The sequence below is a fragment of the Streptomyces sp. NPDC126510 genome, from assembly GCF_040302345.1.
GTDB lineage: Bacteria > Actinomycetota > Actinomycetes > Streptomycetales > Streptomycetaceae > Streptomyces.
In genome coordinates this window covers 36,422-60,508 of the sequence record NZ_JBEORR010000002.1, presented here as the reverse complement: position 1 = coordinate 60,508, position 24,087 = coordinate 36,422, and the positions used below count along the sequence as shown (strand labels likewise).

Here is a 24,087-nt window from a genome sequence, read left to right as displayed (position 1 = left end):
GGTGCGGATGCGCCGGCCGGTCTTGTCGCGTCCGGGGGCGCGTCGGCCTGGGCCTCGTCCGGGAAAGGTCAGCCGCCGCGTCCGAAAGGGTCGGCCTGGCAGCGGCCGGGAACGGTCGGCCTGGCCGTGGCCGGCCTCTGCCGGTCGTATGGCGGCACACGCGCAAAGGTCAGGGGGTGACCACCGAGTCGGTGGTCACCCCCTGACCTACGTTTTCACGTGGTCCTGAAGCGGCTGCGGGGGGGCTAATGGCCACCCTGTTCGTCGCGGCGCTTCTGCCAGCGCTGTTCGATGCGGTCCATCACCGAGCGGCGCTGCCGACCCTGTGAGCGGGCCTGGTGTCCGGCGGCACCGGACGCCTGCTCACCCGGCTTGGGGGCCTTGCGCCAGCCGGTCACGGCGAGCACCGCACAGCCCAGCATGACGAGGAAGCCCACGACGCTGAGCCAGACCTGCTTGGCGACCATTCCAGCCATGAGGAGCGCGATACCTACGAGGAAGCCCGCGACCGCCTGGTAGACCCGTCGCCGGGTGTACGTGCGCAGCCCGCTTCCCTCAAGCGCTGTCGCGAACTTGGGATCTTCGGCGTACAGCGCTCGCTCCATTTGCTCGAGCATGCGCTGCTCGTGCTCCGAGAGCGGCACGGAGTCCTCCTCATCGTGCAGTCGCCGGGGCGACCCGGGGGGTCCCTTCAGGATAGGCAGGGAATCGCCCCCGTGAAACCCGCCCCTCTGCGCCAATTGACCAACCGGAACCCGCCATGGGCGTCCGGCTCGCTGAGGCTTCCATTCCCCGGCGGCCGACACGTCATGCCGGAACGGTCTCCCTCGATCATACGGCGCGCCGTCCCCATTCGGGTGGCCTGTGGCGTACTCCATGCGCAGCCAAGGCGCTGATCAGCGGTGGTGCCTCACGAGGAGGCTCAGGCCTCGACCGCCCCATCGGTCTCGCCGGTCCCACCAGCCCCGCAGATTTCAGCGCGCCCCACCGGTCTCCCCCAGGACGTGCAGCTGCGTGGCCACGGAGTGGAACGCGGGGAGCTCGGCGGCGACCTCCTCCAGCTTCAGCAGCGCTTCCAGGGCTCCGGGCTCGGTGTCCACCAGGACGCCGGGCACGAGGTCGGCGAAGACCCGAACCCCGTGCACGGCACCGACGCGCAGGCCCGCTCCCTCGACCAGTGCCGTGAGCTGCTCGGTGGTGAAGCGGCGCGGTACGGGGTCACCCGCGCCCCATCGTCCGTTCGGGTCGTCGAGCGCCTGCCGGGCCTCCTTGAAGTGCCCGGCGAGGGCGCGGGACAGCACGGCACCGCCCAGTCCGGCGGCGAGCAGGCTGAGGACGCCCTCCGGGCGCAGGGCCGCCACCGCGTTGCGGATGCCCTCGGCCGGGTCGTCCACGTACTCCAGGACGCCGTGGCACAACACCACGTCGTAGCCAGCGCGCTCGGCCACGTCGAAGAGGCCGTGGGCGTCGCCCTGGACGCCCTTGACCCGGTCGGCCACGCCGGCTTCGGCGGCCCGGCGCTCCAGGGCGAACAGGGCGTTGGGGCTGGGGTCGACGACGGTGACCCGGTGGCCGAGACGGGCGACGGGCACGGCGAAGTTGCCGCTGCCGCCTCCGGTGTCGAGGACGTCCAGCGACTCCCGGCCCGCGGCCTTGACCCGGCGGTCCAGGGCGTCCTGGAGGACCTCCCAGACCACGGCGGTACGGAGGGAGGCGCGGGGGCGCATCGGGTCCGACACGGCAGTTGACTCCTCGGCGCGGCACCGCCTCTGGCACGGCGGCGCGAACGGGGTGTCTTCCCCGGCCCCGGCCACGGGGAGGGAAGACTTCAGGCGTCCCCCACCCTATTGCCTGGGCCGCGGCGTGCGGATGACCCGGTCCGGGGATGCCCCACGACCCCGGCCTTCCGGCGCCGGACCTCGTCCGTCCCGTACGGCCGCAGGCCGCCACGCCGGATCCCGGCCCCCTGCCTGACCCGGACCACTGCGGCTACGGGCTGCGGCTGCGGACCACCGCCCGACCCCCGATCACCGCCAAACCCACGACCACTGCCGAACCGGCGACCGCTGCCGGACCGACGACCGCTGCCGGACCCGGGCCGCCACCGGATCGCTACCGCCGCGGCCGGTCAACCCGCGTCCGGCATGTCACTCCCCGTGCCGGGGCCCTCCGGCTGGTCATGGTCCGGGCGGGGCTGTGGGAGGACCGGCTGGAGGACCAGCATCCGCTCGACGAGGCGCAGGAACATCGCCACGTCGCGTATCAGGTCGTCGGCGTCCCGGCCGGTGGCGGCGTCCTGGATGCCTGCTTCGGCGCGGGCGCGGCGCCGGGCGCCCGAGGCGAACAGCGCGCTCCACTCGGTCAGTTCGGGGGCGATCTCGGGGAGCACTTCCCAGGCGCTCCGGATCTTGGCCCGGGCCCGGGGCGAGGTCTCCGGGCGTCCCCGGGCGGCGAGCACCGCCGCGGCGGTGCGCAGGGCGGCGAGGTGAGCCCGCGAGTACCGCTCGTTCGGTGTCTCCAGGGACGTGGCCTCGTCGAGGCTGGCACGGGCCTGGGCGAGCAGGTCGAGGGCGGCGGGCGGGGCCGTGGCCCGGCGGAGCACCGGGTGCACGTCGCTCGCCGGGCCGGTCAGTGAGGGGGCAGGGCCGGTGGCGCGGCGCCGGCGGGCGGCTGCTGCGTGATAGCTGGCCATGACGAACCTCCTGTCGTCTGGTTGACGGCACGTCCGGTCACGGAGTGCCGTATGTGACCCATCGTGAGGTATGGCACTGACAATCCGTTCTGACCTGCCGTTTTGCCTCGCTCGTAGGTTCGGAGTAGTTTTTGCACTGACCAGTCAGTTCAAATTCAGGGGAGACTCGTGGGGGAACAGGCGGGAGGGGTGCGGATCGCCGCCGACGGCCTCGGGGTCAAGGGGCCACGGGGGTGGGCGGTCCGCGGGATCTCCGTCGACGCCGAGCCGGGTGCGCTCGTCGCGGTCGAGGGCCCGTCCGGGTCCGGCCGGACGTGCCTGCTGCTGGCGCTGACGGGGCGGATGAAGGTCTCGGAGGGCATGGCCGCCGTGGGCGACGCGCGGCTGCCGAAGCAGATGGCGGCCGTGCGTGGCAACAGCGCGCTGGCGCACGTCCCGGGGGTCACCGACCTCGACCCGGCGCTGACCGTCGGCGAGCACCTGCGGGAACGGGCGCTGCTCCAGCGGCGGTTCGGCGCATCGCTGCGCGGACTGCTGCGGCCCCGCCGCGAGCGGGCGGCCGAGGCCGAACAGCGCGTCGACGCCGCGCTGGAGGCAGCCGGGCTCGACCTGGAGACCCTGCCCAAGGGGCCCCGCACGGCCGTACGGGACCTGGAGCGCCTGGAGGCGCTGCGGCTGTCGATCGCGCTCGCCCTGGTCGGCGGGCCGCGGCTGCTCGGCGTCGACGACGCCGACCTCAAGCTCTCGGACGGTGAGCGGGAGGAGGTCCACGCGCTGCTCAGGTCTCTGGCCGACGCCGGGACGACGGTCGTGGCGGTGTGCAGCGAGGCTCCCGAGGGCGCCGTCCGGGTCTCCACCACGCAGAGCCACGCAGACCCGGCCGTCGGAGACGACCAGCCGGACGAGGCCGGGAAGGCAGACCAGCCGGACGTGGCCGAGAAGGCAGACCGGGCGGACCAGGGAGAGGAGAAGGCCGATGCGATCGCCGAAACTGGCCGCGCTTGAGCTGCGCCGCTTCGGGCGGGGGAAGCTGCCGCGCGCCGCGCTGGTCGCGCTGCTGGTGCTGCCGCTGCTCTACGGCGCGCTGTACCTGTGGTCGTTCTGGGACCCGTACGGCCGTCTGGACCGGATTCCGGTCGCGCTCGTGAACGACGACAAGGGGGCGACCGCCGACGGGAAGAAGATCACCGCGGGCGACGACATCACGAAGGGCCTACACGACAGCAAGACCTTCGACTGGCAGGAGGTGAGCGCCGCCGAGGCCCGCAGGGGCGTCGAGGACGGCAGCTACTACCTGTCGCTCACCCTGCCCGCCGATTTCAGCGAGCGGATCGCCTCCAGCTCCGGCAACAGCCCGGAGACCGGCGCCCTCCAGGTGCGCACGAACGACGCGAACAACTACATCGTCGGCCAGATCTCCCGCACCGTCTTCAGCGAGGTGCGGCAGGCGGCGTCCACCAAGACGTCCCGGTCCTTCCTGGACAAGATCTTCGTGTCGTTCTCCGACATCCACGGCAAGACCGTGAAGGCGGCGAAGGGCGCCGACCGGCTCAACGGCGGCATCGACAAGGCCGAGAAGGGCTCCAAGGACCTCGCCGACGGCCTGAAGAACGCCAAGGGCGGCAGCGGCAAGCTCGCCACCGGCCTGAAGAAGCTCCACACGGGCGCGGGCGACCTGGAGGACGGCTCAAAAAGGGTCGCGGAGGGCACGCAGAAACTCGCCGACCGGGTCAACGGCACCGCCGACAAGGTCGGCCCCTTCCTGAAGGGCAATGAGAAGACCATCGGCGACACAGCCCAGCTGGTCGCCGACTCCTCTGGGGTGATCCGCAAGCACCTGGACACCCTGGTGAAGACGGCCCCGACCGCCGCCAAGGGCGCCCGGGCGGCGTCCGGGACACTGAACGGCGTCTATGCCCGGCGCTGCGACGATCCGGTCCTGCCCGACCCGGCCTGCTCCGACCTGAAGAAGGCCAAGGAGGCGGCCGCCGACGTGACGACCATCGCCGACGACCTCAACACGCTGATCGCGGACCAGGACGGCGACCTCGACAAGCTCGACAAGAACCTCGCCACCCTCCAGAGGCAGTCCCAGGCGCTCGCGAACCGCGCACCGCACCTCTCCGAGGACCTCACCGACGCCGTCAAGAAGATCAACGCGCTGAACGACGGGGCGGCCGAGGTGGCCTCCGGTGCGAAGAAGCTGCACAAGGGGATCGGCACGGCCAAGACCGGGGCCGTCGCCCTGGACAAGGGCGTCGGGAAACTCAAGACGGGCGCGGACGACCTCAACGGCGGCATCTTCAAGCTCGTCGACGGCTCCGGGAAGCTCGCCGGCGGCCTGCACGACGGGGCGGAGAAGATCCCCGACTACGACGAGCACGACCGCGACCGGCGCACCGAGGTCATGGCCGACCCCGTGCGGCTCGCCTCCCACGACCTGCACAAGGCGCCCAACTACGGCACCGGATTCGCGCCGTACTTCATCCCGCTGTCCCTGTGGGTGGGTGCGATGGTGGCGTACATGCTGATCGCGCCCATGAACCGGCGGGCGCTGGCCGCGGGCGCCCCGGCATGGCGGATCGCGCTGTCGGGCTGGCTGCCGGTGGTGGCGATCGGGGTGCTGCAGACGGTGGCCCTGATGTCGGTGCTGCACTGGGCGGTCGGCCTGGAGATGGCCCGGGCGGCCGGGACGGTGGGCTTCCTGTTCCTGGTGACGGCGTGCTTCGCGGCGATCGTGCAGTGGCTGAACGCACGCTTCGGGGCGGCGGGCCGGATCCTCGTCCTGGCGTTGCTGATGCTCCAGCTGACCTCGGCGGGCGGCACGTATCCCGTGCAGACCAGCCCCGGGTTCTTCAACGCGCTCCACCCCTTCCTTCCGATGAGCTACGTCGTCGAGGCCCTGAGGCGGCTCATCACCGGCGGTGGACTCGAACCGGTGTGGCACGCGTGCGTGGTGCTGACGGCGTTCACCGCCGGCGCCCTCGCGCTGACCGCCGTGGCGGCCCGCCGGCGCCAGGTGTGGACGCTGGACCGGCTGCACCCGGAGCTGAGCCTGTGAGCCCCACCGTCGCTTCCCCCGGAAAGGTTCCTGTGACAATCGGGGCCATGGAAAGCAGCAGTGCCGCGTCGGGCGGCAGCACGCGCCGCGAGGCCACCCGGCAGAAGCTCTACGAGGCGGCCGTCACGCTCATCGCCGAGCAGGGGTTCTCCGCCACGACCGTGGACGAGATCGCCGAGCGTGCCGGGGTCGCGAAGGGCACGGTCTACTACAACTTCGCGAGCAAGTCCGTCCTCTTCGAGGAACTGCTGCGGCACGGGGTGGGGCTCCTCACCGCCTCGCTGCGGGAGGCGGCCGAGCGGACCGCGCGGGAGGGCGGCGGCAAGGTCGACGCCCTGGACGCGATGATCCGTGCGGGACTGGTCTTCATCGACCGCTACCCGGCCTTCACCCAGCTGTACGTCGCCGAGCTGTGGCGCACCAACCGGACCTGGCAGTCCACGCTGATGGTGGTCCGGCAGCAGGCCGTCGCGGTCGTGGAGGACGTACTGCGCGAGGGGGTCGAGGGCGGTGAGTTCAGCGAGGAGATCGACGTCCCGCTGACGGCCTCCGCGCTGGTCGGCATGGTCCTGGTCGCCGCGCTCGACTGGAAGTCCTTCCAGGCGGAGCGTTCCCTGGACGACGTCCACGCGGCGCTGTCCCGGCTGCTCCAGGGCCGGGTGAGCGGCTGCCGCTGACCCGTCGTCCCGTGCGCATGTGAAGGCGCCGGTCCGTCGTGGCCGCGTCCCCCGCGGGCCAACTCGAACCGGCGCCTTCCCCACTCCCCCGTTTTCCTTCTCCTGCTCCCCCGTGCGTCCCCCCGCAGGACCCCCGTTCGGTCGTCCCCCGGTTTCCTCCCGTTCCCCCGGTTCTCCCCCGTGTCTCGCTCCCGCCGACACCGCCGGCGGAAGGAGCGGATCGCGGGCCGGCTCCGTTCCGGCGCCCCGTGTCGCCGGTGCCGGAGCCGTGCCCCTCTCCGTGCCTCCACTCTCTCCTCCGCGCAGGTCGTCCCCCATCCGCACGCGTACTCAACTGACCGGCTAGGTATACGTACTCAGTGCTGCGCACAGGGCCCCACACCGCTCCGTCGCCACCTGATGACGACCGCCTCCGCGCCCGTACTCGCAGGCCGGTCGGCAAGTGCCGCCTGTGAGGGCTGTCAGTGCGGGCCGATAAAGTCCCTGACATGGCACGGATTGCGATGATCGGCGCCGGGATGGGCGCGCTGGCGGCTGCCGCCCGGCTGGCCGTCGCGGGCCACCGGGTGGCGGTGTACGAGCGGACGGACACCTACGGCGGAGCCCTGCGCCGCTTCGAGCGCGACGGGTTCTCCTTCGACACCGGCCCGACCCTGCTGCCGCTGCCCGCCGTCTACCGCGATCTGTTCGTCAAGACCGGCAAGGAGCCCCTGGAGTCCTGTGTCGAGCTGGTCCAGGTCGACCCGTCGGCCCGGCACGTGTTCGCGGACGGCACCGAGGTCTCGCTGCCGAACGCCTCGCGCGCGGGCGTCGTCGCCGCCCTGGACGAGGGGCTCGGGGCGGACGCGGGGAAGCGCTGGGGCGACTTCCTGGTCCGGGCCCGCGAGGCCTGGGACCGGACCCGCCGGCCGCTGCTGGAGGAGCCGCTGTGGCCGAACTGGCAGGTGCTCGCCGAGCGCGAGCCCTATCCGTCGGTGCCCCACAAGCGGCTGCTGCGCACCCGCCGGGCCGGCACACTCGCCGAGATCGGCGCCTGGGAGCTGCGCGACCCCCGGCTCGCGGCTCTCCTGGAGAGTCATGCCCTCGGCCACGGTCTGGACCCCCGGGCCACCCCGGCGAGCGCGGCCGTCCTGCCCTACCTGGAGCACGCCTTCGGCACCTGGTACGTGCGCGGTGGTCTGCGCGAGCTGGCCCGGGCGGTGTACGAGCGGTGCCTGGCCCGCAGGGTCGAGTTTCACTTCGGCGCCGACGTCACCCGTGTGCTCGAGAAGGACGGCGAGGCGTCGGGGGTGGAACTCGCCGGCGGGTCGGTGGCGGAGGCGGACTTCGTGGTGGCCGGTGTCGCCCCCGGCGTACTGGCCCGGCTGACGGAGGGCACCGTAGTCCGGGGCGACGGCGAGGTGCCGCCGCAGCCGGCTGCGGCGTCCCGGGTGACCGTCCTGCTGGCCCTGCGCGGTGCCCGCCCGGAGGGCACGGCTCACCGCACGGTGGTGCACGCCCAGGACCGCGAGGCGGAGTTGGACGCCCTGTTCGGCGGGGCGGCCGGAGATTCTGGTCCCACGGTCACGGTGCTGCGGCCCGACGACCCGGGCACCGCTCCGGCGGACCACGAGGCGGTCACGCTCACGACGGTGGTGCCCGCGCGGCCCGGCCGGGCTCACGACGACCTCGCCCACCACATGATCACCGTCGCCGAACGCGCCGTACCGGTCCTGCGTGACCGCCTGCTCTGGCACGAGGTGCGCACCCCGGCCGACATCGCGGACACGACGGGTGCGGAGGGTGGCGCGGTACCCGTGCCGGCCCTGGCGGCGGGCGGCGGACGGCTGCTGCACCCGTCCAACGGCACGCGGCTACCCGGTCTGTTCACCGTGGGCGGCTGGGCTCACCCCGGCGGCGGGCTGCCGCACGCGGGTATGTCGGGCGCGCTGGTGGCGGGACTGATCGTGGAGGGGCCGGAGTTCCGCGGCTCGCAGTGAGCACAGCACCCCGGCGGGGCCGGGGCTTCAGAAACGGTACTGCTCGTCGTACCCGTTCCCCTGCGGCTGCTGCCCGCCGCCCTGGTAGCCGTACGGCTGCTCCGGCGGCAGTTCCTGCCCGTACTCGTCGGTGTTGCGCTGCTGCGGGACCCAGACCCCGCCGGGCGGGCTGTCGCCGCCGTAGGTGCCGGAGTACTGGTCCTGGCCGTAGCTCTGCTGGCCGTAGTACTGCTGGTCGCCGTACTGCTGGTCGCCGTACGTGCCGTCGTACGTGCCCTGGCCGTAGTTCGACGAGCCGATGTACGGGTCGGAGTATGCGGCGTACTGCTGCTGACCGGTGGCGTCGTAGCCCTGCTGCTGGCCGTAGCCGGAGTAGTCGTAGGCGTAGGACTGGTCGGCGGACTGCTGTCCCCCCGACTGGTACCCGTGGTCGTAGACGCCGTAGGAGCCGGTGTCCTCGGGCATGGGCTGCGGCTCGTAGACGGCGGTGGTCTCGGCGGACTCCGGCTGGTGCATGGGACGGGCGGGGGTGAAGACGTCGTCCCGGTCGTAGTCGTCGTCCTGGCCGTGAGGGGCGGGGTCGCGACGGTAGGCGCCGGCCTCGTCGTCATGACCGCCCTCGGCCTCCAGGCCGGAGACCTCCAGGGTGGGCTCCTGGCGGCCGCGCTCACCGCGGCGCCGCTTGCTGCCGCCCAGCGCGGGCGCGTTCATCGCCCAGCCGGCCGCGAAGCCGCTGCGGAACGACAGAGTGACGTAGGTCTGCCCGACCGCGAAGGCGGCCGCACCCAGTCCGATCACGACGACCGACGGGATCAGGACACCGACGACCACACCGAGGAACCCGGCGAAGGCCAGCAGGCGCCAGCGCAGTCGCGCCTTGTACTGCAGGAGCACCTCGCCCAGCAGCCACAGCGCGACGATGCCGAACGCGATGTAGAGGACCGCCCAGCCCATGTACGCCCCTCTCACAGTGGCCGCTACGCAGTGTGTCGTATACCGGTGCGAACGGTCTAGGCCTGCGGTGCGTGGTGCAGACCCAGGTTCTCGTAGATCTCCAGTGTCGCGGTGGAGTTGTTGAGCGTGATGAAGTGCAAGCCGGGCACGCCCTCGGCGAGCAGCCGCGCACAGAACTCCGTGGCGAATTCGATCCCAATGGAGCGTACAGCGGCCGGATCGTCTTTTGCTGTGAGGATCCGCTCTTTCAGGGCGTCCGGGAACGTGGCGTTGGTGAGGGATCCGATCCGTTCCAGCGTCTTCACGCTGGCGATCGGCATGATCTCGGGAATGATCGGGGTGTCGCAGCCGGCGGCCGAGACCCGGTCGCGCAGCCGGAGGTAGTCCTCGGGCTGGAAGAACATCTGCGTGATGGCGTAGTCCGCGCCGGCCCGGCACTTGTCGACGAAGTGGCGGACGTCGGTGTCCCAGTCGCACGAGCGGGGGTGCATCGCCGGGAAGGCGGCGACTCCCACGCAGAAGTCGCCGGAGGCCTTGATCAGTTCGACGAGTTCGGCGGCGTAGGCCAGACCTCGGGGGTGCGGCACCCAGTCGCCCATCGGGTCGCCGGGCGGGTCACCGCGCAGGGCGAGCATGTTGCGGATCCCGGCGTCGGCGTACTGGCCGATGATGTTGCGCAGGTCGGCCACCGAGTGGTCGACCGCGGTGAGGTGGGCGATCGGGGTGAGGGTGGTGTCGGAGGCGATCGCCTCGGTCGCCTTGACCGTGCCCGCACGGGTGGAACCGCCCGCTCCGTAGGTCACGGAGACGAAGTCGGGCGCCACGGCCTCGACCCGGCGCAGCGCGTTCCACAGGTTCCGCTCGCCCTTCGGGGTCTTGGGGGCGTAGAACTCGAACGAGTACGTCGTCTTGCCGGCCGCGAGCATGTCGCGGACGGTGCGGGCGTGGTCCGACCTGATGGATGCGGTGCCGAGGGCCATACCGGCAGGTTAGCCAGGGGCGGTCGGTCCCCCAACCGGGGGCCGACTTTTGCCCTAATTGTCCACTTGTTGTCCATCCCTTGGACAAGCCGTGGGGACTACGCCTCACGCAGCCGCTTCGCGAACGCGGCCGCCGCGGCCCCGGGATCGTCCGCCTCGGTGATCGCCCGGACGACGACGACCCGCCGGGCGCCCGCCTCCAGGACCTGGTCGAGATTGCCGAGGTCGATGCCGCCGATGGCGAACCAGGGGCGGTCGGTCCTGAGAGCGGCGGTGTGGCGGACGAGGTCCAGGCCGGGTGCGTGACGGCCGGGCTTGGTGGGCGTCGGCCAGCACGGGCCGGTGCAGAAGTAGTCCACGCCCTGTTCGACGGCGGCCGCCCCGGCCTCGGACTCGGCATGGGTGGAACGGCCGATCAGGACGTCGTCGCCGAGGAGCGCACGGGCCGCGGGGACCGGCAGGTCGCCCTGGCCGAGGTGCAGGACGTCGGAGCCGGCGGCATGGGCGACGTCCGCACGGTCGTTGACCGCGAGCAGCTTGCCGTGCCGGGCACAGGCGTCCGCGAAGACGGCCAGGTACTCCAGTTCCTCGGCGGCCTCCATGCCCTTGTCCCGCAACTGCACGATGTCGACCCCGCCGGTCAGCACGGCGTCGAGGAACTCCCCGAGGTCGCCCTGCCGCTTGCGCGCGTCGGTGCAGAGGTAGACCCGGGCGTCGGCGAGCTGGGCCCGTGCGGTGGCGGCGGCGGTGCCGGTCATGCGTGTCCCCCTGGGTGTCGGTGGCGTGCGGGTGGGCCCGCGTGGGCGGCGTGCGGTGGCCCGCGTGAGCGGCGTGCGCGGGCGGCGTGCCTGAGCGTGCGGCACGGGCCGCACCCGTCCCGCCGCGACCGCCTCGGGCACCCTACGCCTGCCCCGGCCCGCCACGGACCCGTCGGCCAAGGCCGGTGAGGTCCGCGGCGCCATGGGTGGCGTTCGCAGCCACGCCGGTGGCGTTCGACTCCCCGCACGCGGCGCATGCCACCCCTGGGCCGTGACCCCTCGGGTCACGGCCCCCACATCGGGCGGTTGTTCAGGTCCGGCCCCGCTCACACGGCACCGGACGGTTGTCCCGTCGCGGCCGGGTCAGACCGCGAGCGCCTGGGCGCGGCGCTTCACCTCCGTGCCGCGGTTCTCGCTGAGCGCCTGCGCGGGGGTGCCGGGCAGGCTGGGGTCCGGGGTGAAGAGCCACTCCAGCATCTCTTCGTCCGTGAAGCCGTCGTCCCGCAGGAGCGTCAGGGTCCCGGACAGGCCCTTGACGACCTTGTCCCCGTCGATGAAGGCGGCGGGGACGTGCAGCGCGCGGTTCTCACCTCGGCGTACGGCGATGAGCTGGCCGTCCTTGACCAGCTGCCGCACACGCGTCACCTCGACGCCGAGCTGTTCGGCGATGTCGGGGAGGGTGAGCCAGGCGGGGACGAGAGCATCGATCTTTGCGTCAATCTCGGTCACGGAAACCAGCCTGCCATTTGCCGCTGACAGTCGGAAGCCGGACCGGTCCACCCGGCGGACGCGCCGCGCCCGGCCGCACCGCGCCCGCGGCCCTCACCGAGGCGGTGGCGTCTGGGCCGTCGCCGCTTTCATGGGCCTGGCCGGATCGGCCAGCAGCACCGGATTCATCGGCGTGCCGGACTCGATCAGGCGGCGGCCCTGCGCCAGGTCGCGGGGCCGGCCCACCGCCAGCAGCGCGACCAGCCGCTCGGCCCGCAGCCAGCAGACCGTCCAGGCCGGACCGGAGGGGTCGCCCCTCCACAGGGTGGTGTCCGCGGCCGCGTGGTGCCCGGCGTACTGGACGAACCGCCCGAACTGCTCGGACCAGAAGTACGGCACCGGGTCGTACACGGCCGGTGTCTCCCCCGTTGCCCCGCCGACGATGTTCACGGCGACCGTGCGCGGCCCCTGGAGGGCGTTGTCCCAGTGGTGGATCAGAAGGCGCTCGCCGTAGCGCCCCGAGGGGAAGGACGCGCAGTCGCCGACCGCGTACACATCCGGCACGGCCGTGCGCAGATGCTCGTCGGCGACGATCTCGCCGTGGGGGCCCAGTTCGAGGCCGGAGCCGGCCAGCCAGGCCGTGGCGGGGCGGGCGCCGATGCCGACGACGACCGCGCCCGCGGGCAGCCGCGTGCCGTCGTCGAGGACGACGGCACCGGGTTCGACGCGCTCCACGCGCGCGTGCGTCCGCAGGACCGCGCCCGCGTCGGCGTACCAGCCGGCCATGGGGGCGGCCACCTCGGCGGGCAGCGCCTCGGCGAGCGGGCGTTCGGCGGCCTCCACGACGGTCACCGCGCAACCCGCCTCGCGCGCGGCGGTGGCGAACTCCGCGCCGATCCAGCCCGCGCCGACGACCACGATGTCGTGCTGGCGGGCCAGCACCGGCCGCAGCCGCTCGGCGTCGTCCAGGGTGCGCAGCAGATGCACCCCCGGAACGCCCTCGGTGCCGGGCAGCCGGACGGGTTCCGCGCCGGTCGCGACGACGAGGACGTCGTACGGCACGGGCCCGTCCTCGGTGTCCAGCTCGTGGTCGGCGTGGCGCAGGCCCAGCACCTCGCAGCCGAGCCGCAGTTCGATGCCGAGGGCCTCGAAGTCCACGTCGAAGGCGGAGCTTTCGGACTTGCCGAGCAGGACGGCCTTGGACAACGGGGGCCGGTCGTAGGGCTGGTGGGGCTCGGCGCCGATGAGGATCACGTCCCCGGCGAAGCCCTGCTCGCGCAGGGCGACGGCGGTCTGCACCCCGGCCATGCCCGCACCCGCCACGACGACGCGCCGCGGCGCGGACGGACCTGGTTCCTGCGTCTGCTCGCTCACCTGATCACCATAGACACCTGACGTTTTGTCAGTCAGTGCTCATGCGCCGTGACCTGCTCCACAACGCTCGTGCCGTCGCCCCGCCGGGACTCCCACTCCCAGGTCTCCTCCAGCCGCACCCGCCCGTCGGGCAGCTCCACGACCGCCGAGACGCAGTGCCCCGAGGACGTGGTGCCGTCCCGCTTGAGCTGGACGTACCGGAAGTCCAGCCGGTCACCTTCCCGGGTACCCACGAGGTGCCCGCGTACGACGTCGCCGCCCGTGTACTCCGCCCAGATCTCGCCCGCCCGCTCGTGGTACGTGAACCGGGTCCGGGTGCCCACCTGACCCGGTGCCTGGTCGGCGACCGGGGCAAGGACGAGACCGTCGAGGGATCGGGCCATGGGCTGAGGCTCCCTTACTGCGGGGCAGGGCATCGGGCTAGGGTGGCCAACGTAAAGCACTCGCGGGAGCCCGGACGCACCGGGCTGAGAGGGAGGCTGGCGGCCTCCGACCGTACGAACCTGATCCGGGTCATGCCGGCGAAGGGAGGGGCTGGACGCCCATGTCGCGTACGTCCACATCGTCAGACGTCCTGGTCATCGGGGGCGGGATCATCGGCCTGGTCACGGCCTGGCGGGCCGCGCAACGCGGGTTCGCCACGGCCGTCGTGGACCCCGAGCCGGGCGGCGGTGCCGCTCAGGTGGCTGCCGGCATGCTGGCCGCCGTCACGGAGCTGCACTACGGCGAGCAGACCCTGCTCGGGCTGAACCTCGCCTCCGCCCGGCGCTATCCGGACTTCGCCGCCGAGCTCACCGAGCTGACCGGCCGGGACCTCGGCTACCGCCGCTGCGGCACGCTCGCCGTCGCCCTGGACGCCGACGACCGGGCCCACCTGCGCGAACTGCACGCCCTGCAGCAGCAGTCGGGGCTGGAGTCGCAGTGGCTGTCGGGGCGCGAGTGCCGACGCCTGGAGCCGATGCTCGCGCCGGGCGTGCGCGGAGGGCTGAGGGTCGACGGCGATCACCAGATCGATCCCCGGCGGCTGGCCGGGGCGCTTCTCGCCGCGTGCGAGCGGGCGGGTGTGGTCGTCCACCGGACGTGGGCGGAGCGGCTGACCGTGGTCCGGGACCGGGCCGCGGGCGCCGCCCTGGCCGACGGGACCGGGGCGGCGGCCGGGCAGGTGGTGCTCGCCGGGGGGAGTCTCAGCGGGCGGCTGGCGGGCGTCCCGGAGGACGTGCTGCCTCCCGTGCGGCCGGTGAAGGGGCAGGTCCTGCGGCTGACCATGCCGCAGCGGCACGGACCCTTCCTGAGCCGGACCGTGCGGGCGGTCGTGCGCGGCAGCCACGTCTACCTGGTGCCGCGGGCGAGCGGCGAACTGGTCGTCGGGGCCACCAGCGAGGAGCTGGGCTGGGACACCACGGTGACCGCGGGCGGCGTGTACGAGCTGCTGCGGGACGCGCACGAGCTGGTCCCGGGCATCACCGAGCTGCCGCTCACCGAGACCAGGGCGGGGCTGCGGCCCGGCTCCCCCGACAACGCGCCGCTGCTCGGACCCACCGGTCTGGAGGGGCTGCTGCTGGCCACCGGGCACTACCGCAACGGCGTCCTGCTCACACCGGTGACCGGTGACGCCATGGCGCACGTCCTGGCGACGGGCGAACTCCCCGAGGAGGCCCGCCCCTTCACCCCGAAACGCTTCAGCCCCGCCACCGCACTCACGGAGCAGCCCGCATGAACATCTCGGTCAACGGCGAGCCCCGGGACGTCGGGCCCGGCACGGCTCTGGACACCGTCGTGAGGTCGCTCACGGCCTCGCCCTCGGGCGTGGCCGCCGCCCTCAACGAAACCGTCGTCCCCCGCACCCAGTGGCCCTCCACGCCCCTGTCCGAGGGGGACCGCGTGGAAGTCCTCACCGCCGTCCAGGGAGGCTGACGATGGCCGACGATCCGTTCGTCCTCGGCGGCACGTCCTTCACGTCCCGTCTGATCATGGGCACGGGAGGGGCGCCCAGCCTCGACGTGCTGGAGCGGTCGCTGGCCGCGTCCGGGACGGAGCTGACGACGGTCGCGATGCGCCGGGTGAACGCCTCGGTGCACGGCTCGGTGCTGTCCGTCCTCGACAAGCTCGGCATCCGGGTGCTGCCGAACACGGCGGGCTGCTTCACCGCCGGCGAGGCCGTCCTCACGGCCCGCCTCGCGCGCGAGGCCCTCGGCACGGACCTGATCAAGCTGGAGGTCATCGCCGACGAGCGCACGCTGCTGCCGGACCCGATCGAGACGCTGGAGGCGGCCGAGACCCTGGTCGACGACGGCTTCACGGTGCTGCCGTACACCAACGACGATCCGGTGCTCGCGCGGAAGCTGGAGGACGCGGGCTGCGCGGCGATCATGCCGCTCGGCTCGCCGATCGGCTCCGGGCTGGGCATCCGCAACCCGCACAACTTCCAGCTGATCGTGGAGCACGCGCGCGTGCCGGTGATCCTGGACGCGGGCGCGGGGACGGCCTCGGACGCGGCGCTGGCGATGGAGCTGGGGTGTGCGGGCGTCATGCTCGCCTCGGCGGTGACGCGGGCGCAGGAACCCGTGCTGATGGCCGACGCCATGCGGCACGCCGTGGAGGCGGGGCGGCTGGCGTACCGGGCCGGGCGGATCCCCCGGCGGCACTTCGCGCAGGCGTCGTCGCCCGTGGAGGGCATGGCCGCGCTGGACCCGGAGCGGCCCGCTTTCCAGTAGAGGCCAGGAGAAGGTGGGACACACGTCACAGGTCGGCTGCAGTCCCGCCCCGGAAACAGCAGGGGGGACAGGGCTGTCGGTCGTGGCTCGTACACTCGCCTGCGTGGACACGACCCTTCAGGACCCCTTGGTTGGGCAGGTGCTCGACGGCCGGTATCGCATCGACGCGCGGATCGCGGTCGGCGGGATGGCCACGGTCTACCGGGCCGTGGACACCCGGCTCGACCGGGTCCTCGCGCTCAAGGTGATGCATCCCTCGCTCGCGGTCGACGCCTCGTTCGTCGAGCGGTTCATCCGCGAGGCGAAGTCGGTGGCCCGACTGGCCCATCCGAACGTGGTGCAGGTCTTCGACCAGGGCACCGACGGCTCCTACGTGTACCTGGCGATGGAGTACGTCGCGGGCTGCACCCTGCGGGACGTGCTGCGCGAGCGCGGGGCCCTGCAGCCGTGTGCCGCCCTGGACATCCTGGAGCCGGTGCTGGCCGCTCTGGGCGCGGCGCACCGCGCCGGGTTCGTGCACCGCGACATGAAGCCCGAGAACGTCCTGATAGGGGACGACGGGCGGGTCAAGGTCGCCGACTTCGGCCTGGTCCGGGCCGTGGACACGGTGACGAACACCACCGGCACCGTGCTCGGCACGGTCTCGTACCTCGCCCCGGAGCAGATAGAGGACGGCACCGCCGATCCCCGCGTCGACGTGTACGCGTGCGGCGTGATGCTGTACGAGATGCTGACCGGTGACAAGCCGCACGACGGGGACTCCCCCGCCGTCATCCTCTACAAGCACCTGCACGAGGACGTGCCCCCGCCCTCGGCCGCCGTGCCCGGCATGGCGTACGAGCTGGACGCGATGGTGGCCTCGGCGACGGCCCGCACCCCGGCTCTCCGCCCGCACGACGCGGTGGCCCTGCTCGCGCAGGTCCGTGACGGACGCGGCCGGCTGGACGAGGACCAGCTGGACGCGGTGCCGCCGCAGGCGCTCGCGGCGGACCACGACAACGGCGGCGACCGGACGACCGTGATCCCGCGCGCCCTGACCACCCCCCGCCCGCTGCCGGTGAACGAGGACGACGAGGCCTCCGGGGCCGCCGCTCTCGACCGCACCAGCCGCTTCGCGTCCCCGCCGCCGCCCCCGCCGTCCCGGCGCAGGGGGCCCCGGCGCGGCCCGGCGGCGATCGTCGTCGCCGTCCTGCTCGCGCTGGGTGTCGGCGTCGGCGTCTGGTACATCAACTCCGGCCAGTTCACCGAGGTCCCGCCGCTGCTGACGAAGACCCAGGAGCAGGCAGAGGACCGGCTGCGCGACGCCGGTCTCGAGCTCGGCAGGGTGGAGCACGCCCACAGCGACACCGTGGAGCGCGGCCAGGTCATCAGCAGCGACCCGAAGGCCGGGACGCGCATCCGCGGCAACGACTCGGTGGGCATCACGGTCTCCGACGGCCCCGAGACCGTGCGGGTGCCCGCCCTCGCGGGACAGAAGCTGGGCGAGGCGCGGGACCTGCTGAAGGACGACGGGCTGGAGCCGGGCATGGTCACCCGGGAGTTCAGCGAGGACGTGCCCCGCGGCTCGGTGGTCTCCGCGAGCCCGGCCGACGGCACGAAGGTGCGCGCGGGCACGGCCGTCGCACTGGTCGTCAGCAAGGGCGCCCCCATCGACATCCCCGACGTCACCGGCTCGGACGAGGCGGACGCGCGGTCCGAGCTGACGGAGGCCGGGCTCAAGGTGAAGATCGCCACCGAGCGGGTCAACTCCTCCGAGTACGACAAGGGCCAGGTGGTCCGGCAGACGCCGAAGTCCGGCAGGGCGGCCGAGGGCGACACGGTGACGCTGACGCTGTCGAAGGGCCCCGAGATGATCGAGGTCCCGGACGTGGTCGGCGACGCCGTCGACGACGCCAGGCAGGCGCTGGAAGGTGCCGGGTTCGAGGTCGACGAGGACCGCGGGCTGCTCGGCCTGTTCGGCGACGAGGTCAAGAGCCAGTCCGTCGAGGGCGGTCGGACCGCGCCCAAGGGCTCCACGATCACCATCAAGATCAGGTGAGTCGGGCGGGCCTGAGGCCCGCGGCCGGGGCAGGGCCGGACGCATGACACCCTGAACGGGTGAACAGTCAGCTGTCCGGCCCCTCCCGCAACCCCGTGGGCGGCCACGTCCCCGTGGCCGGTGGGCTCCACTCCGTCGGCCTGTCGTACGCCCGTGATCTGGCGGCGGAGGCCGTCCAGGTCTTCGTCGCCAACCCGCGCGGCTGGGCCACTCCCACCGGTAACCCCAAGCAGGACGAGGCGTTCCGCGCGGCGTGCGCGGACGGGTCGATCCCGGCGTACGTCCACGCCCCCTACCTGATCAACTTCGGCTCGCACACCGAGGCGACCGTGGAGCGGTCGGTGGAGTCGCTGCGGCACTCCCTGCGGCGCGGGCGGGAGATCGGGGCGCTGGGGGTGGTCGTGCACACCGGCAGCGCGACCGGCGGCCGGGAGCGGTCGGTGGCGCTGAAGCAGGTACGGGAGCATCTGCTGCCGCTGCTGGACGAGCTGACCCACGACGACGATCCGTTCCTGCTGCTGGAGTCGACGGCCGGCCAGGGTGCCTCACTGTGCTCACGGACGTGGGACTTCGGCCCGTACTTCGAGGCGCTGGACGCCCACCCGATGCTCGGCGTGTGCCTGGACACCTGCCACATCTACGCAGCCGGGCACGACCTGACCGGACCGAGCGGAATGCACCAGACGCTGGACCTGCTGGTCGACACGGTCGGCGAGGGCCGGCTGAAGCTGATCCACGCCAACGACTCCAAGGACGTCGTGGGCGCGCACAAGGACCGGCACGAGAACATCGGCGTCGGCCACATCGGCGAGGACCCGTTCCGGGCGCTGATGACGCACCCCGCGACCGCGGGCGTGCCGCTGATCATCGAGACGCCGGGCGGCAAGCAGGGGCACGCGGCCGACGTGGAGCGGCTGAAGAAGCTGCGCGACGGCTGAACCTCAGAGGTCGGGGCCGTCCCCCGGGAGCTCCTGGTAGGAGTAGCGCTGCTCCCGCCAGGGGTCGCCGATGTTGTGGTAGCCGCGCTCCTCCCAGAAGCCGCGCCGGTCGGCGGTCATGTACTCCACGCCGCGCACCCACTTCGGGCCCTTCCAGGCGTAGAGGTGGGGGACGATCAGGCGCAGCGGGAAGCCGTGCTCGGCGGTGAGCAGCTCGCCGTCCTTGTGGGTGGCGAACAGGACCTGCTCGTCGGCGAAGTCGGACAGCCGGAGGTTGGAGCTGAATCCGTACTCGGCCCACACCATCACATGGGTGACGTCGTCCGCGGGCGGGGCGAGGTCGAGGAGCGTGCGGGCGGGGATGCCGCCCCACTCGGCGCCCAGCATGCTGAACTTCGTGACGCAGTGCAGATCGGCCACGACGGTGGTGTGGGGCAGGGCCGTGAACTCCTCGTGCGTCCAGCAGTGCTTGCCGCCGCCGGCGGTGGCACCGAAGACGCGGAACTCCCAGCGCTCGGGCCGGAACTTGGGGACGGGCCCGTAGTGCGTGACCGGCCAGCCGCGTTGCAGCCGCTGGCCCGGGGGCAGCTCCGGCTGCGCCGCTCCTGCTGGATCGCGCCCTTCTCCCGATTCGTGTTCCAGCGGCTGACCCATGACTCCATCCTGACAGACCCCGGGTGATGCCCCTGACCGAGGCCACCCCGAAACGGAACAAACTCGACTAAGCATGCCCTTACTTACTAAGTGCAGACTTACTGGACGATCTTCTTCCTCAGTGGAATCATGCGGCGCAACCTGCCAGTTCCCCCCGCGCGGAAGGAGCCTCTGCGATGCAGGGCGACCCCGAGGTCCTCGAATTCCTCAACGAGCAGTTGACCGGCGAGCTGACGGCGATCAACCAGTACTGGCTGCACTACCGGATCCAGGACAACAACGGCTGGACCAAGCTCGCCAAGTACACGCGTGAAGAATCCATCGACGAGATGAAGCACGCGGACAAGATCACCGAGCGCATTCTCATGCTGGACGGCCTGCCCAATTACCAGCGGCTCTTCCATGTACGGGTCGGCCAGACGGTCACCGAGATGTTCCAGGCGGACCGGCAGGTCGAGGTCGAGGCGATCGACCGGCTCAGGCGCGGTATCGAGGTGATGCGCAGCAAGGGCGACATCACGTCCGCGAACCTCTTCGAGTCCATCCTCGAGGACGAGGAGCACCACATCGACTATCTGGACACGCAGCTCGAGCTGATCGACAAGCTCGGTGAGGCGCTGTACATCGCGCAGCAGATCGAGCAGCCGAGCTGAGGGCTGCCGTCAGGCGGCGTCTTCCAGCTCCGAGAGCACCGGCTCGCCCCGGTCGGCAAGGTCACGACGGGGGCAGGACCCCCTGCCCAGGATGGCCTGGATGCGGCGTACGCAGGACCCGCAGTCGGTGCCCGCCTTGCAGGCGGAGGCTATCTGGCGGGGAGTGCAGGCGCCGCCGTCCGCGTGCTGCTTGACCTGCTGCTCGGTGATGCCGAAGCAACTGCACACGTACACGCGGTTCACCTCCCGACGGGTCGTTCCCGGATTGCCGCCCCGTTGATCGGTGAGGCAAACCTAACCTTACCCGTCGGGTCGCGAGCGGAAAAGTGGAGTGGGGCGCGGATCGTGTGATCCGCGCCCCAGTCCGTGCCCGGGTAACAGGCGGACCTGCTACTGGTCCCTGTACATCTCGGCCACGAGGAACGCCAGGTCGAGCGACTGACTGCGGTTGAGCCGCGGGTCGCAGGCCGTCTCGTAGCGCTGGTGCAGATCGTCGACGAAGATCTCGTCGCCGCCGCCCACGCACTCGGTGACGTCGTCGCCGGTGAGCTCCACGTGGATGCCGCCCGGGTGGGTGCCGAGGGCCTTGTGGACCTCGAAGAAGCCCTTGACCTCGTCGAGCACGTCGTCGAAGCGGCGGGTCTTGTGCCCGGAGGCCGCCTCGTAGGTGTTGCCGTGCATCGGGTCGGTGATCCAGGCGACGGTGGCACCGGAGGCGGTGACCTTCTCCACCAGCTCGGGGAGCTTGTCGCGGACCTTGTCGGCACCCATGCGGACGATGAAGGTCAGCCGGCCCGGCTCGCGGTCCGGGTCGAGACGGTCGATGTACTGGAGCGCGTCCTCGGCCGTCGTCGTCGGACCCAGCTTGATGCCGATCGGGTTGCGGATCTTCGAGGCGAACTCGATGTGCGCGTGGTCCAGCTGCCGGGTGCGCTCACCGATCCACACCATGTGCCCGGAGACGTCGTACAGCTGCCCGGTGCGCGAGTCGACCCTGGTCAGCGCCGATTCGTAGTCGAGCAGCAGCGCCTCGTGCGAGGCGTAGAACTCGACCGTCTTGAACTCCTCCGGGTCGGTCCCGCAGGCGTGCATGAAGTTCAGCGCGTTGTCGATCTCGCGCGCCAGCTGCTCGTAGCGCTGCCCCGACGGGGACGACTTCACGAAGTCCTGGTTCCAGGCGTGCACCTGGCGCAGGTCGGCGTAGCCGCCGGTGGTGAAGGCGCGCACCAGGTTCAGCGTGGAGGCGGACGCGTGGTACATCCGCTTCAGCCGTTCGGGGTCCGGGATGCGGGCCTCTTCGGTGAAGTCGAAGCCGTTGACGGAGTCGCCGCGGTAGGTCGGCAGCGTCACGCCGTCGCGGGTCTCGGTCGGCTTGGAGCGCGGCTTGGAGTACTGCCCGGCGATCCGGCCCACCTTCACGACCGGCACGGACGCGGCGTACGTGAGCACGGCGCCCATCTGGAGCAGCGTCTTGAGCTTGTTGCGGATGTGGTCGGCGGACACCGCGTCGAAGGCCTCGGCGCAGTCGCCGCCCTGGAGGAGGAACGCCTCTCCCTTGGCGACGGCCGCCATCCGGGCGCGCAGCTGGTCGCACTCGCCCGCGAAGACGAGCGGCGGATACGACTCGAGGTCCGCAACGACTGCGCGCAGAGCCTCGGTGTCGGGGTACTCGGGCTGCTGCGCCGCGGGCAGGTTTCGCCAGGTGTTGCCAGCACTCGCGCTGGTCTTAGCGTTCACGGTCACGTCACCAACATTACGGGGTCGTGTCGGGCGTCCTGAGCCATGCCCAGCAAGTGAGACACCCCGAACACCCCTCGGACATGGGGTAGGGTGCGTCGCATGTTCGCGCACTCGATCCAGACCTGGTGGTGGACCGCTCATCCGGCGGCCCGCTGACTGCGCGTACTCAAGACTTCGCGAAGGCCGCCCGAGGGGCGGCCTTCGGTGTTTCCCGGGGTCCGTTCCTCTCTCACCGAGATGGAGCACGGACCCATGAACCTGCTCGGCTTGCCGGACGACTCCCGTCCGTTCGCCCTGCTGCGCCGCCGCACCCCGGGCCACGACCACGATCTGGTCGAGGTCCTGATCGGCCCGGTCGCGTCCTGCGACAGGCTCGCCGACCTCCCCGACCGGAGCCTCGCGCTGGTGCCCTTCCGGCAGATCCGCGAGCGCGGCTTCGACGTCCGCGACGACGGTACGCCGCTGCTGGCACTCACACCCGAGGAGTCGTACGCCGTCCCGCTCGTTGACGCCCTGCAGCAGCTCCCGGCGCACGACGTGCGCGTCGAGGGCGGCGGCTTCGACGTCGCCGACGAGGAGTACGGCGAGATCGTCGGACGCGTGCTGCGGGAGGAGATCGGCCGGGGCGAGGGCGCGAACTTCGTGATCCGGCGGACGTACGAGGGCGAGATCACCGGGTTCGGGCGGGCCGACGCGCTGGCGCTGTTCCGGCGGCTGCTGGAGGGCGAGCGCGGGGCGTACTGGACGTTCGTCGTGCACACCGGGGACCGCACGCTGGTCGGGGCCAGCCCCGAGGTGCACGTCCGGATGTCCGGCGGCACGGTCGTCATGAACCCGATCAGCGGCACCTACCGCTACCCCGCCGAGGGGCCGACGCCGGAGCACCTGCTGGACTTCCTCGCCGACGGCAAGGAGATCGAGGAGCTGTCGATGGTCGTCGACGAGGAACTCAAGATGATGTGCACCGTCGGCGACATGGGCGGAGTGGTCGTCGGACCCCGGCTGAAGGAGATGGCGCACCTCGCGCACACCGAGTACGAGCTGCGCGGCAGGTCCACGCTGGACGTGCGGGATGTGCTCAAGGAGACCATGTTCGCGGCGACCGTCACCGGCTCGCCGGTGCAGAACGCCTGCCGGGTGATCGAACGGCACGAGAGCGGGGGGCGCGGGTACTACGCGGGGGCACTGGCCCTGATCGGCCGGGACGCGGGCGGGGTCCAGACCCTCGACTCCCCCATCCTGATCCGCACCGCCGACATCGACGCGGGCGGGCGGCTGCGGGTGCCGGTCGGCGCGACCCTCGTGCGCGGCTCGGACCCGGCGAGCGAGGTGGCCGAGACGCACGCCAAGGCGGCGGGCGTGCTGGCGGCCCTCGGGGTGGGGCCCTCCCGGCCCCGCGCCGAGCACACCCGGCCGTGCCTCGCCGACGACCCGCGTGTGCGGGCCGCGCTGGACGGACGCAGGGCCTCGCTCGCGCCGTTCTGGCTGCGGATGCAGGAGCGCTCGCCGGAGCCGGCGGGGCACGCCCTGGTCGTCGACGGCGAGGACACCTTCACGGCGATGCTCGCGCACCTGCTGCGCGCCGGCGGCCTGGAGGTGAGCGTGCGGCGGTACGACGAACCGGGGCTGCGGGAGGCGGTGCTCGGGCACGAGGGTCCGGTGGTGCTGGGTCCCGGGCCGGGGGACCCGTCGGACCTGGCGGATCCGAAGATGCGGTTCCTGCGCTCCCTCACCGCCGAGGTGATCAGGGGCGAGCGGCAGGGCGTGCTGGGCGTCTGCCTCGGACACGAGCTGATCGCGGCCGAGCTGGGACTGGACATCGTGCGCAAGGACGTGCCGTTCCAGGGGGCGCAGACGGAGATCGAGCTGTTCGGGCGGCGGGAGACCGTCGGGTTCTACAACAGCTTCGTGGCGCGCTGTGACGACGAGGCCGCGGCCGAACTGTCGGCGCACGGGGTCGAGGTCTCGCGCGCTGCCGACGGTGAGGTGCACGCCCTGCGCGCGCCCGGGTTCGCCGGGGTGCAGTTCCACCCCGAGTCGGTGCTGACCCTGAACGGCGCGGCGGTGGTGCGGGAGCTGGTGGGTCGGCTCCGGGAGACGGGCGCGCCCTCGGTGTAGCACGGGCCCGGTCGGGGCCTGTCCGGCCCCGACCGGCATGTGGGCCGGG

The 24,087-nt window shown here is 72.2% G+C and carries 24 protein-coding genes and 1 riboswitch; of the genes, 12 read left to right on the top strand and 12 right to left on the bottom strand.

All coding sequences use genetic code 11. The features are described from left to right. Positions 1–245: 245 nt before the first annotated feature. The 3 genes from ABTX60_RS02210 to ABTX60_RS02200 form a co-directional block, all read right to left on the bottom strand. Complete coding sequence (locus tag ABTX60_RS02210) at positions 246–644, bottom strand: SCO2097 family morphological protein (protein WP_352095185.1); 399 nt, start codon at positions 642–644, stop codon at positions 246–248. Positions 645–974: 330 nt separating this feature from the next. After that, positions 975–1,739: a methyltransferase gene (locus tag ABTX60_RS02205; protein ID WP_352095184.1), complete on the bottom strand. Its 765-nt coding sequence runs from the start codon at positions 1,737–1,739 to the stop codon at positions 975–977. Positions 1,740–2,128: 389 nt separating this feature from the next. Then, positions 2,129–2,692, bottom strand: coding sequence for an SAV_6107 family HEPN domain-containing protein (locus ABTX60_RS02200; RefSeq protein ID WP_352095183.1), 564 nt, complete (start codon positions 2,690–2,692; stop codon positions 2,129–2,131). 168 nt (positions 2,693–2,860) lie between these two features. Between ABTX60_RS02200 and ABTX60_RS02195 the strand changes: the two genes are divergently transcribed. The 4 genes from ABTX60_RS02195 to ABTX60_RS02180 all read left to right on the top strand — a co-directional run bounded on the left by ABTX60_RS02195 (position 2,861) and on the right by ABTX60_RS02180 (position 8,409). Continuing rightward, positions 2,861–3,697: an ATP-binding cassette domain-containing protein gene (locus ABTX60_RS02195; RefSeq protein WP_352095182.1), complete on the top strand. Its 837-nt coding sequence runs from the start codon at positions 2,861–2,863 to the stop codon at positions 3,695–3,697. Further along, positions 3,669–5,753 carry a YhgE/Pip family protein gene (locus tag ABTX60_RS02190; protein ID WP_352095181.1) on the top strand — a complete coding sequence of 695 codons (2,085 nt, stop codon included), beginning with the start codon at positions 3,669–3,671 and terminating at the stop codon, positions 5,751–5,753. Before ABTX60_RS02195 ends, ABTX60_RS02190 begins: the two co-directional genes overlap by 29 nt. A 47-nt stretch (positions 5,754–5,800) precedes the next feature. After that, the gene (locus ABTX60_RS02185) at positions 5,801–6,430 is read left to right on the top strand and encodes a TetR/AcrR family transcriptional regulator (RefSeq protein WP_352095180.1); all 630 of its coding nucleotides are present in this window, start codon (positions 5,801–5,803) and stop codon (positions 6,428–6,430) included. Positions 6,431–6,918: 488 nt separating this feature from the next. Then, positions 6,919–8,409: a phytoene desaturase family protein gene (locus tag ABTX60_RS02180; RefSeq protein WP_352095179.1), complete on the top strand. Its 1,491-nt coding sequence runs from the start codon at positions 6,919–6,921 to the stop codon at positions 8,407–8,409. 27 nt (positions 8,410–8,436) lie between these two features. Here ABTX60_RS02180 and ABTX60_RS02175 read toward each other — a convergent pair whose 3' ends face one another. The 6 genes from ABTX60_RS02175 to ABTX60_RS02150 all read right to left on the bottom strand — a co-directional run bounded on the left by ABTX60_RS02175 (position 8,437) and on the right by ABTX60_RS02150 (position 13,566). Then, positions 8,437–9,363: an SCO2102 family sporulation regulator gene (locus ABTX60_RS02175; protein ID WP_352095178.1), complete on the bottom strand. Its 927-nt coding sequence runs from the start codon at positions 9,361–9,363 to the stop codon at positions 8,437–8,439. A 56-nt stretch (positions 9,364–9,419) separates the two neighbouring features. Beyond that, positions 9,420–10,343: a methylenetetrahydrofolate reductase [NAD(P)H] gene (gene metF / locus ABTX60_RS02170; protein WP_352095177.1), complete on the bottom strand. Its 924-nt coding sequence runs from the start codon at positions 10,341–10,343 to the stop codon at positions 9,420–9,422. 98 nt (positions 10,344–10,441) lie between these two features. Further along, complete coding sequence (gene thiE, locus ABTX60_RS02165; protein ID WP_352095176.1) at positions 10,442–11,101, bottom strand: thiamine phosphate synthase; 660 nt, start codon at positions 11,099–11,101, stop codon at positions 10,442–10,444. Positions 11,102–11,464: 363 nt separating this feature from the next. Next, entirely contained in the window at positions 11,465–11,830 is a 366-nt protein-coding gene (locus tag ABTX60_RS02160; protein ID WP_086855209.1) for an Rv2175c family DNA-binding protein, read from the bottom strand. 93 nt (positions 11,831–11,923) lie between these two features. Further along, positions 11,924–13,183: an NAD(P)/FAD-dependent oxidoreductase gene (locus ABTX60_RS02155; protein ID WP_352095175.1), complete on the bottom strand. Its 1,260-nt coding sequence runs from the start codon at positions 13,181–13,183 to the stop codon at positions 11,924–11,926. Between the two features lie 32 nt (positions 13,184–13,215). Continuing rightward, on the bottom strand, positions 13,216–13,566 hold the full coding sequence (locus ABTX60_RS02150) for an avidin-fold protein (RefSeq protein ID WP_352095174.1): 351 nt from the start codon (positions 13,564–13,566) through the stop codon (positions 13,216–13,218). Positions 13,567–13,618: 52 nt separating this feature from the next. Next, positions 13,619–13,730, top strand: a riboswitch (TPP riboswitch). Here ABTX60_RS02150 and thiO point away from each other — a divergent pair. The 5 genes from thiO (at position 13,728) to ABTX60_RS02125 (ending at position 18,873) form a co-directional block, all read left to right on the top strand. Then, the gene (gene thiO / locus ABTX60_RS02145) at positions 13,728–14,900 is read left to right on the top strand and encodes a glycine oxidase ThiO (protein ID WP_352095173.1); all 1,173 of its coding nucleotides are present in this window, start codon (positions 13,728–13,730) and stop codon (positions 14,898–14,900) included. (Overlaps the previous riboswitch by 3 nt.) After that, positions 14,897–15,097 (top strand): sulfur carrier protein ThiS, encoded by a 201-nt coding sequence (gene thiS / locus ABTX60_RS02140; RefSeq protein ID WP_053671923.1) that lies wholly within the window; start codon positions 14,897–14,899, stop codon positions 15,095–15,097. Before thiO ends, thiS begins: the two co-directional genes overlap by 4 nt. Positions 15,098–15,099: 2 nt before the next feature. Further along, positions 15,100–15,897: a thiazole synthase gene (locus tag ABTX60_RS02135; protein ID WP_352095172.1), complete on the top strand. Its 798-nt coding sequence runs from the start codon at positions 15,100–15,102 to the stop codon at positions 15,895–15,897. A gap of 103 nt (positions 15,898–16,000) precedes the next feature. After that, the gene (gene pknB / locus ABTX60_RS02130) at positions 16,001–17,935 is read left to right on the top strand and encodes a Stk1 family PASTA domain-containing Ser/Thr kinase (RefSeq protein WP_352095171.1); all 1,935 of its coding nucleotides are present in this window, start codon (positions 16,001–16,003) and stop codon (positions 17,933–17,935) included. Between the two features lie 59 nt (positions 17,936–17,994). Beyond that, positions 17,995–18,873 carry a deoxyribonuclease IV gene (locus ABTX60_RS02125; protein ID WP_352095170.1) on the top strand — a complete coding sequence of 293 codons (879 nt, stop codon included), beginning with the start codon at positions 17,995–17,997 and terminating at the stop codon, positions 18,871–18,873. A gap of 3 nt (positions 18,874–18,876) precedes the next feature. On the opposite strand, the gene ABTX60_RS02120 is transcribed toward ABTX60_RS02125, so the two are convergent. Further along, complete coding sequence (locus ABTX60_RS02120; RefSeq protein ID WP_351642687.1) at positions 18,877–19,527, bottom strand: sulfite oxidase-like oxidoreductase; 651 nt, start codon at positions 19,525–19,527, stop codon at positions 18,877–18,879. 176 nt (positions 19,528–19,703) lie between these two features. On the opposite strand from ABTX60_RS02120, the gene bfr reads away from it, so the two are divergent. After that, on the top strand, positions 19,704–20,180 hold the full coding sequence (bfr, locus tag ABTX60_RS02115) for a bacterioferritin (protein ID WP_344457173.1): 477 nt from the start codon (positions 19,704–19,706) through the stop codon (positions 20,178–20,180). 9 nt (positions 20,181–20,189) lie between these two features. On the opposite strand, the gene ABTX60_RS02110 is transcribed toward bfr, so the two are convergent. Next, the gene (locus ABTX60_RS02110; RefSeq protein WP_053671928.1) at positions 20,190–20,423 is read right to left on the bottom strand and encodes a (2Fe-2S)-binding protein; all 234 of its coding nucleotides are present in this window, start codon (positions 20,421–20,423) and stop codon (positions 20,190–20,192) included. A 147-nt stretch (positions 20,424–20,570) separates the two neighbouring features. Further along, entirely contained in the window at positions 20,571–21,923 is a 1,353-nt protein-coding gene (locus ABTX60_RS02105) for a class II 3-deoxy-7-phosphoheptulonate synthase (protein ID WP_352095169.1), read from the bottom strand. A 96-nt stretch (positions 21,924–22,019) separates the two neighbouring features. Between ABTX60_RS02105 and ABTX60_RS02100 the strand changes: the two genes are divergently transcribed. Both ABTX60_RS02100 and ABTX60_RS02095 read left to right on the top strand, forming a co-directional pair. Continuing rightward, complete coding sequence (locus ABTX60_RS02100) at positions 22,020–22,076, top strand: trp operon leader peptide (protein WP_078602827.1); 57 nt, start codon at positions 22,020–22,022, stop codon at positions 22,074–22,076. A 96-nt stretch (positions 22,077–22,172) separates the two neighbouring features. Further along, complete coding sequence (locus tag ABTX60_RS02095) at positions 22,173–24,038, top strand: anthranilate synthase family protein (protein WP_352095168.1); 1,866 nt, start codon at positions 22,173–22,175, stop codon at positions 24,036–24,038. The last annotated feature ends 49 nt before the right edge of the window (positions 24,039–24,087 follow it).